Source organism: Skermanella sp. (genome assembly GCF_059503625.1).
This window is the reverse complement of the sequence record NZ_JCACHA010000981.1, coordinates 1-6,429: the sequence shown is the minus strand read 5'-3', so window position 1 is coordinate 6,429 and position 6,429 is coordinate 1. Positions and strand designations below refer to the sequence as shown.

The 6,429-nt window shown below is 60.9% G+C and carries 4 protein-coding genes and 1 tRNA gene; 2 read left to right on the top strand and 3 right to left on the bottom strand.

All coding sequences use genetic code 11. From position 1 onward, the window contains the following. Nucleotides 1-149 precede the first annotated feature (149 nt). Nucleotides 150-239, top strand: a tRNA-Ser gene (locus tag AC5JJ6_RS35945). Nucleotides 240-540: 301 nt separating this feature from the next. Here the strand turns inward: AC5JJ6_RS35945 and AC5JJ6_RS35940 are convergent. Both AC5JJ6_RS35940 and AC5JJ6_RS35935 read right to left on the bottom strand, forming a co-directional pair. Further along, on the bottom strand, nt 541-3,771 hold the full coding sequence (locus tag AC5JJ6_RS35940) for a GAF domain-containing protein (RefSeq protein WP_496046634.1): 3,231 nt from the start codon (nt 3,769-3,771) through the stop codon (nt 541-543). Nucleotides 3,772-4,167: 396 nt separating this feature from the next. Continuing rightward, nucleotides 4,168-4,533 (bottom strand): response regulator, encoded by a 366-nt coding sequence (locus tag AC5JJ6_RS35935; RefSeq protein ID WP_496046633.1) that lies wholly within the window; start codon nt 4,531-4,533, stop codon nt 4,168-4,170. 76 nt (nt 4,534-4,609) lie between these two features. On the opposite strand from AC5JJ6_RS35935, the gene AC5JJ6_RS35930 reads away from it, so the two are divergent. After that, the gene (locus AC5JJ6_RS35930) at nt 4,610-5,908 is read left to right on the top strand and encodes a sensor histidine kinase (RefSeq protein ID WP_496046632.1); all 1,299 of its coding nucleotides are present in this window, start codon (nt 4,610-4,612) and stop codon (nt 5,906-5,908) included. Between the two features lie 293 nt (nt 5,909-6,201). Here the strand turns inward: AC5JJ6_RS35930 and AC5JJ6_RS35925 are convergent. Beyond that, nucleotides 6,202-6,429: hypothetical protein (locus AC5JJ6_RS35925; RefSeq protein WP_496046631.1), on the bottom strand; the 228-nt coding region annotated here is incomplete at its 5' end.

Here is a 6,429-nt window from a genome sequence, read left to right as displayed (position 1 = left end):
CTCCTCGTTTGCAACCTCACGCGTTCCTAACAGAAGGTCAGCTTTGCCGTTCTGGTTTTTTTTGGCCTCGGGGCGGATCAATGCGGAAGCGCCGGGTGCGGTTGCGGGACTTGAACGAAGCCGTCGAGTGGGGTAGTGAAGCGCGCGACGGACGGGTGGCCGAGTGGTTTAAGGCAGCGGTCTTGAAAACCGCCGTGGGTGCAAGCTCACCGTGGGTTCGAATCCCACCCCGTCCGCCATCTTCTACGGGACGAACATTCTCCGGTCCCGGATCAGCCTCCTGAAATCCCCAGCAACTGCGCGATTTGACGCGCCGACCTGTTGACCGGCCGATCGCCCGTATGCGCCGCCGGCGTTCTCCGTTGCGCCGTTTTCTCCGGACCTGTTGACTGCCGCAGGCCAGTACCCGTTTTGAAAGTTGAGGCAGATCAACACATTAGTTAGCGTGGTGGAAGGACAGAGTTCGACATTCCCTCGCTAAGGCGAGAGAACCTCCAGTCGAAATACCAATACCTATTCGCCAGGAACAGACGTTCAACATCACGCTGTCTTGGACTTCCGTTCGGCCTCGGCCAACACTTTGTCGAGCACGCCGACCAGTTGGTCGATCCGGTATGGCTTCGACAGCACCTGCGCTCCCGGAGCACGGGCAACTTCCTCGCTGTAGCCCGTGGCCAATACCACCGGTAGGCCGGGATAACGAAGCTGAACCTCACGCATCAGATCCACACCGCTCATGCCGCCGGGCATGACCACGTCGCTGAACAGCAGATCCACACCCCCGGCCGCTATTACCGACAGCGCCTCATCGGCCGTTGCGGCGCGTGTCACTGCAAACCCGGCATCCTCCAGCGCCGTGGCGACCGTCATTGCCACAATCGGATCGTCCTCAACCACAAGTACGCTACCATGCCGGCGCGAGTTGCTCACCTCCGGAGAAGAGCGCTTCATTTCAGCTGCTGGAGCCTTGGCGGAGCGGCGGAGCAGAATGTGCACGATGGTGCCCCGCTTCTGCATACTCTCAATCCAGGCGGTGCCACCTGCCTGTCGCGCAAGCCCGTAGACCTGGGACAGCCCCAGACCCGTACCCTTGCCGACCTCCTTAGTCGTGAAGAACGGCTCAAAGGCACGGGTCTGCACATCGGCTGGCATGCCGCACCCCGTATCCGATACCGAAAGCTTGATGAAGTCGCCCCTCAGAGCTGACGCGTCGCCCTCGTGGAGGTAGACGTTGGATGCCTCAAGGGTCAGTGACCCGCCTTCCGGCATGGCATCGCGGGCGTTGACCGCCAGGTTGATCAATGCCAGTTCGAACTGCGTCGGGTCCACCTCGATGGGCCACAAGCCGGGTCCAAACTTCGTCACCAGGCGGATATCGGCTCGCAGTGCACGCGTCAACAGCTCGGACATGCCGAGCACGCGGTCGCGTATGTCAACCGGCTCCGGACGCAAGCTTTCGCGTCGGGCGAAGGCCATCAGCTGCTGCACTAGCTTCGTCCCGCGGTCCACCGCCTGTCGGCCAGCCTCAATGATCGGTTCGACTGCCGGTTCTCGCGTGCGGCGGCTGATCAGGGTGAGGCAACCCGACATGGCTTGGAGCAGGTTGTTGAAGTCGTGCGCCACTCCGCCCGTGAGCTGGCCTACCGCATCCATCTTCTGGACCTGCCGCAATGTAGCCTCCGCCTGACGTTGCTCCGCGATGGCTTCGGCTACACGCTCCTCCAGCTGCTCGTTTAGCGCACGCAGCTGCTCCTCTGCCCGGCTGCGGTGGCGGATCTCACGTTGCGCAGCCTGGAACAGCCGGGCGTTGTCCATGGCAACCGCCGCCTGCGCCGCCAGGCTCGCCAGGCTCGATTCCGAGCGCTCCGTGAACCTGCCGGGCTCGGGGTGACCGAAGAATAGCCCACCGATCACCTCACCCGAGCGCAACCTAACTGGAACGGCCAGATAGCTGCGCACCGGCAGATGCCCTGTGGGCATTCCGTAGTTGGGGCTATTACGGCCATAACGCGGGTCCTTAGTGATGTCGTCGGATCGCATGATGCCCTCGCCGTTGAAGGTGGGCCCAAACACCGCCGTCGCGCGAGGCATCGGAAAGGCCGCGAAAGCCTCGCGAGGCGCGCCTGATAGAGCGTAAAGCATGTAGCTCCCGCCCTGATCGTCAACGTTCTTGTAGAAGAATGCACCGAACTCGGCACCGGCTAGTGCCACACCGGCGTCGGTCACCGTCTGCACCAGCCGTTCGGTGTCGAGTTCGGCAACGATCGCAGCGCCGGTCCGGTTGACGATCTCTAGGGCATGGGTCCGCTCACGAAGCGCCTCCTCCGCGTGTCTGGCCTCGGTGACGTCGCTGCCCTCGACGAACAGGCCCGTCACATGTCCGTTCCCGTCCCTAATAGGCTGATAGACGAAGGTGATGAAGCGCTCCTCTAGGACCTCTCCCGGGCTGCGCTGAAACTTGATCGGTAGGCTGCGACCGATATACGGCTCACCGGTCGCGTAGACCTGGTCCAGCAATTCGAAGAAGCCCTGCCCCTCGACCTCCGGCAGCGCCTCGCGCGTGGGCTTGCCGATGAGATCGCGGCGCCCGATGAGCTGAAGATACGCGTTGTTGGCCATGTCAAAAACGTGGTCTGGACCACGCAGCACACACATGAAGCCGGGCGCCTGATGGAACAGCTCGCGCAGGCGCTCGCCTTCGGCAGTCAGTCGGGCGTTAGCAGCTTCGACTGCCGCTCGCTCCTCTTTCAGCGCCCAATTGGCCGCGCGCAGCGCCGCCTCGGCATGAATGCGCTCAATCGCCGCCCAGGTTCGCTCAGCGACATCCTCCGCGAGGGCTTCATCCGCATCCGTCCAGCGGCGAGGCATGGGCTCGTGGAGGTACAGGATCGCCATGAGCCGGCCGGCTTTCACCAGCGGCACCACAAGCAGCGAGCGGGTCCCAATGCTGGCGAAGCCCGCCGCCGGCCCTGGGGCAGCCGTCCTCGGATCGTTGACTACATCGTGCACCCGGAGGATGCGCCCGGCGCGCAGGTCATTAATGACTTCAGCGCCAAAGCTGTTCAGAAGGCGGGCCTCACCCGCTAGACTCGCCATCGACCCACTGGACCAGTCCCGGTCCACAGCAACGGTAGTTTCCGCGGCGTCGATCCGGCCATACCCGGCACGCGCCACACCCAAGTGACGCCCGAGCGCCTCGGCGGCAGCGACCGTCACCGCGACGGGGTCGGCCAACCCGCGGAGTCGTTCGGCGAGGTCGAGCTGGAACGTCAGACGGCGCTCGGCAAGCACCCGTGCCGTGTTCTCAGTGCAGGCGCAAAACATGCCGGCGACACTGCCGGTCTCGTCTCGGATCGGATTGTAGGAGAAGGTGAAGTAGGTCTCCTCCCGATATCCGTGGCGCTCCATGACCAGGAGGCGGTCCTCGTGGAAGGTGGCCTCGCCAGCAAGCGCCCGCTGTACCAGGGGAGCGAGTTCGTCCCAGATATCGGCCCACACCTCTGCGGAGGGACGGCCCAGAGCCTCCGGTTTGCCACCGAGAATCGGACGGTAGCTGTCATTGTATAGGAACGTGAGTTTCGGTCCCCATACTGCAAACATCGGGAAGCTGGAGGTAAGCAGCAGGTTTACCACCGTACTCAGGGATTGCGGCCAAGTTACAGGCGGACCCAGCGGCGTCGACGACCAGTCGTAATCGCGCATACGTGCACCCATCTTGCCGCCCCCGGCGAAGTAATGAGGGGTAGCATGCACGGCGAATGTTTTGGTCATTTAGTGTTTATGCGTCCTTTGGCCGACCAACCCTGGGCAGGTCTTGGCGCAGCAGAAACGTTCAGCGGGATCTCAGTTGAAATCATGACGCAATCACAGAGGGTCTCATGAACGGACGAAACTCACAAGGTTTAATACTTTCGTTTTGGTGGAGGTGGGTACAACGGGAGGCAAGGTCCTTGTAATAGAGAATTATTGTTCGCCACGAGCACTATTTTTGCCTCGGTGCGAGGACAGGTAGTCCATGACCCGGAGCAGACCTCGCCAGAACGCTGATTTTGCATCTGTCGCCTCCAAGTTGCCCTGCTGGCTAGCGAAAGACGGAGTCAAACGATAACATCTTCTACATTGATGGATAGTCTCATGGATATCACCATCGCCGCAATGGGTTGAAGATCAGGCCAGCGCGTCGCTGACTGCTTTGCCTAGCTGGTCGGGCGTAAAAGGTTTCTTCAGATAGCCCACTGGGCCAATGGCTTCGGCGCGCTCCCTGGTGCCTTTGTCGCTCTGACCGGTTACGAAAATGATCTGGCATCCGTGCTGAGCTTTCAGCACCTTAGCTGTGTCAACACCGTCGACTACTCCTTTAAGACGAATATCCATCAACACCAAGTCCGGAACTGAAGCCGCCGCACATGCCACTGCATCCTCGTGGCAGGCGGCTATATCCACCACCTCATGCCCGAGAGCCTCAAGGATCTGGGCGCTCGCCATGGCTACAAGCGCCTCATCCTCGACGATGAGGATGCGGGTCTTTTTCACCGAATATTAACCATATTGCTATTGTCCTTGGAGCTGTGATGATACTTATTAAGCGGAACACACCAAAGGGGCAAACGTGTCAGATCTCGTGGAAAGCGGCATCCCGGCCGTGGGCCAACTGCGCTGGGGCGCGCACTTCTGCCAGTTTTACGAGACGGCCGAGGACTTGGTGGATACGCTAGTTCCTTATTTCAAAGCCGGCTTGGACGGTAATGAACAATGCCTCTGGGTGGCCGCGCCGCCACTCGGCGTACAAGGCGCCACGGACGCTTTGCGCGCTGCCGTGCCGGATCTTGATGCGCGGATCCGCCAAGGTCAAATCGAACTGGTCGACGCGGGGGACTGGTACCTCAGGGCCAACAAGAGCGGCGCGGATGACCTGATTGCCGGATGGATCGCGCGCAAGGAACACGCGCTGGCGCGCGGGTATGAGGGCCTGCGCGTCACGGGGAACACCTACTTCCTAGAGGCTGATGATTGGGACTCGTTCGCCGAGTACGAAACCAAGGTGAACACCTGCTTCTGCAATCATCGCCTCATCGCGCTATGCAGCTATTGCACTGAGCGGTGCAACGCCGGTGGGGTACTGGACGTGGTGGAGAATCATGAGTTCGCGCTGGCCCGCCGTCGCGGCACCTGGACGCTGCTGGAGAGCAGTGCCTTGAAGCAGGCCAAGGAAGAGCTGCGGCGAGCAAACGAGGAGCTTGAGGCGCGTGTTGAGGAACGGACGGTGGCCCTGAGCTCTGCCTTGGCTGAGACACGCCAGGCCGCTGCCGACAAAGACGTGCTGCTGCAAGAGGTTCACCATCGGGTCAAGAACAATCTGCAGATCGTCAACAGTCTACTTACGCTCAAGGCTCTGCGCAGTCCGGACCCGAACTTGCGGAGCGCTTTCGAGGACACGCTGCGGCGGGTCACGGCGATGAGCTTGGTGCACGAAGCGTTATATCAGCACGATGACACTAGCAGCATCGACTTCGCCGAATATCTGCGGACTTTAGGTGGCGCGCTGATCGAGAGCTTCGGAGCAACTGGCCGAGTTCAGGTTGAAGTTGGGCCGGCGTATGGTCACCTCGATCTGAACACCGCAGTGCCGGTCGGGCTCGTCGCCGCTGAGGGGATCGCCAACGCTCTGAAGCACGGCCTGCCAGGGGAACGGGAGGGCCATATTTGGATCTCATTTCGCCCTCCTGGAAATGGCCGTGAGGGCGAACTCTTGGTGCGCGACAATGGCTTAGGGCTTTCCTGCACGCCCGGTGTTGAGACAGGGGGTGCCGGTCTGATCTTGGTCAAAGCCATCGCGCGCCAAGTCGGTGGGCACATATCGCTGGAAGCCCACAGTGGTACCGAATTCCGCCTTTCGTTTATTGGTTGACTCTCGCCCGCGGTTTGCGCCTTAAGATCCATTACCCGGTCACCGCGCCGAAGGCGGTATCCTCCCAGCAGCCGTGCTGCTTCTGGCCCGGTCAGATCGATATGCTCAAATATAAGCTGGAGCTCCCGAACCTTTGCTGTCACGGCAGTCTTCCCTCCTCGTTGATACATGGCCTAATGGACGTCAGGGCAGACGAACGGTCGAGATCGTCTTCTAACGTGGCTATTGGGACAAGCTGTCGTTCTTGAGGCTCCATGGGCTGTCCACCGAGTAGGTTCCTTTCCTCCGCCTATTCAAAGATGATCGTGTTGACCATATACGGCATCAGGGCTGATCTCCTCCGAAATCTCGACAATGGAGAAATCACTTCCGCAGAATAACGGCGGAAGCGGGATGAGAGCGAGCCAGCGGTCGCAGGTCACGCCCAACAGGAGCAAATGAACGCCACGGGATGCGAACACTGGATCCGTTTGGCGAACTGTGGAAGCTAGGGCTGCAAGATTCCGCAATGCGCCGTCGCT

Coding starts and splice junctions, on each gene's coding strand:
- AC5JJ6_RS35940 (WP_496046634.1), bottom strand. CDS start 3,771: ATGACCAAAACATTCGCCGTGCATGCTACCCCTCATTACTTCGCCGGG.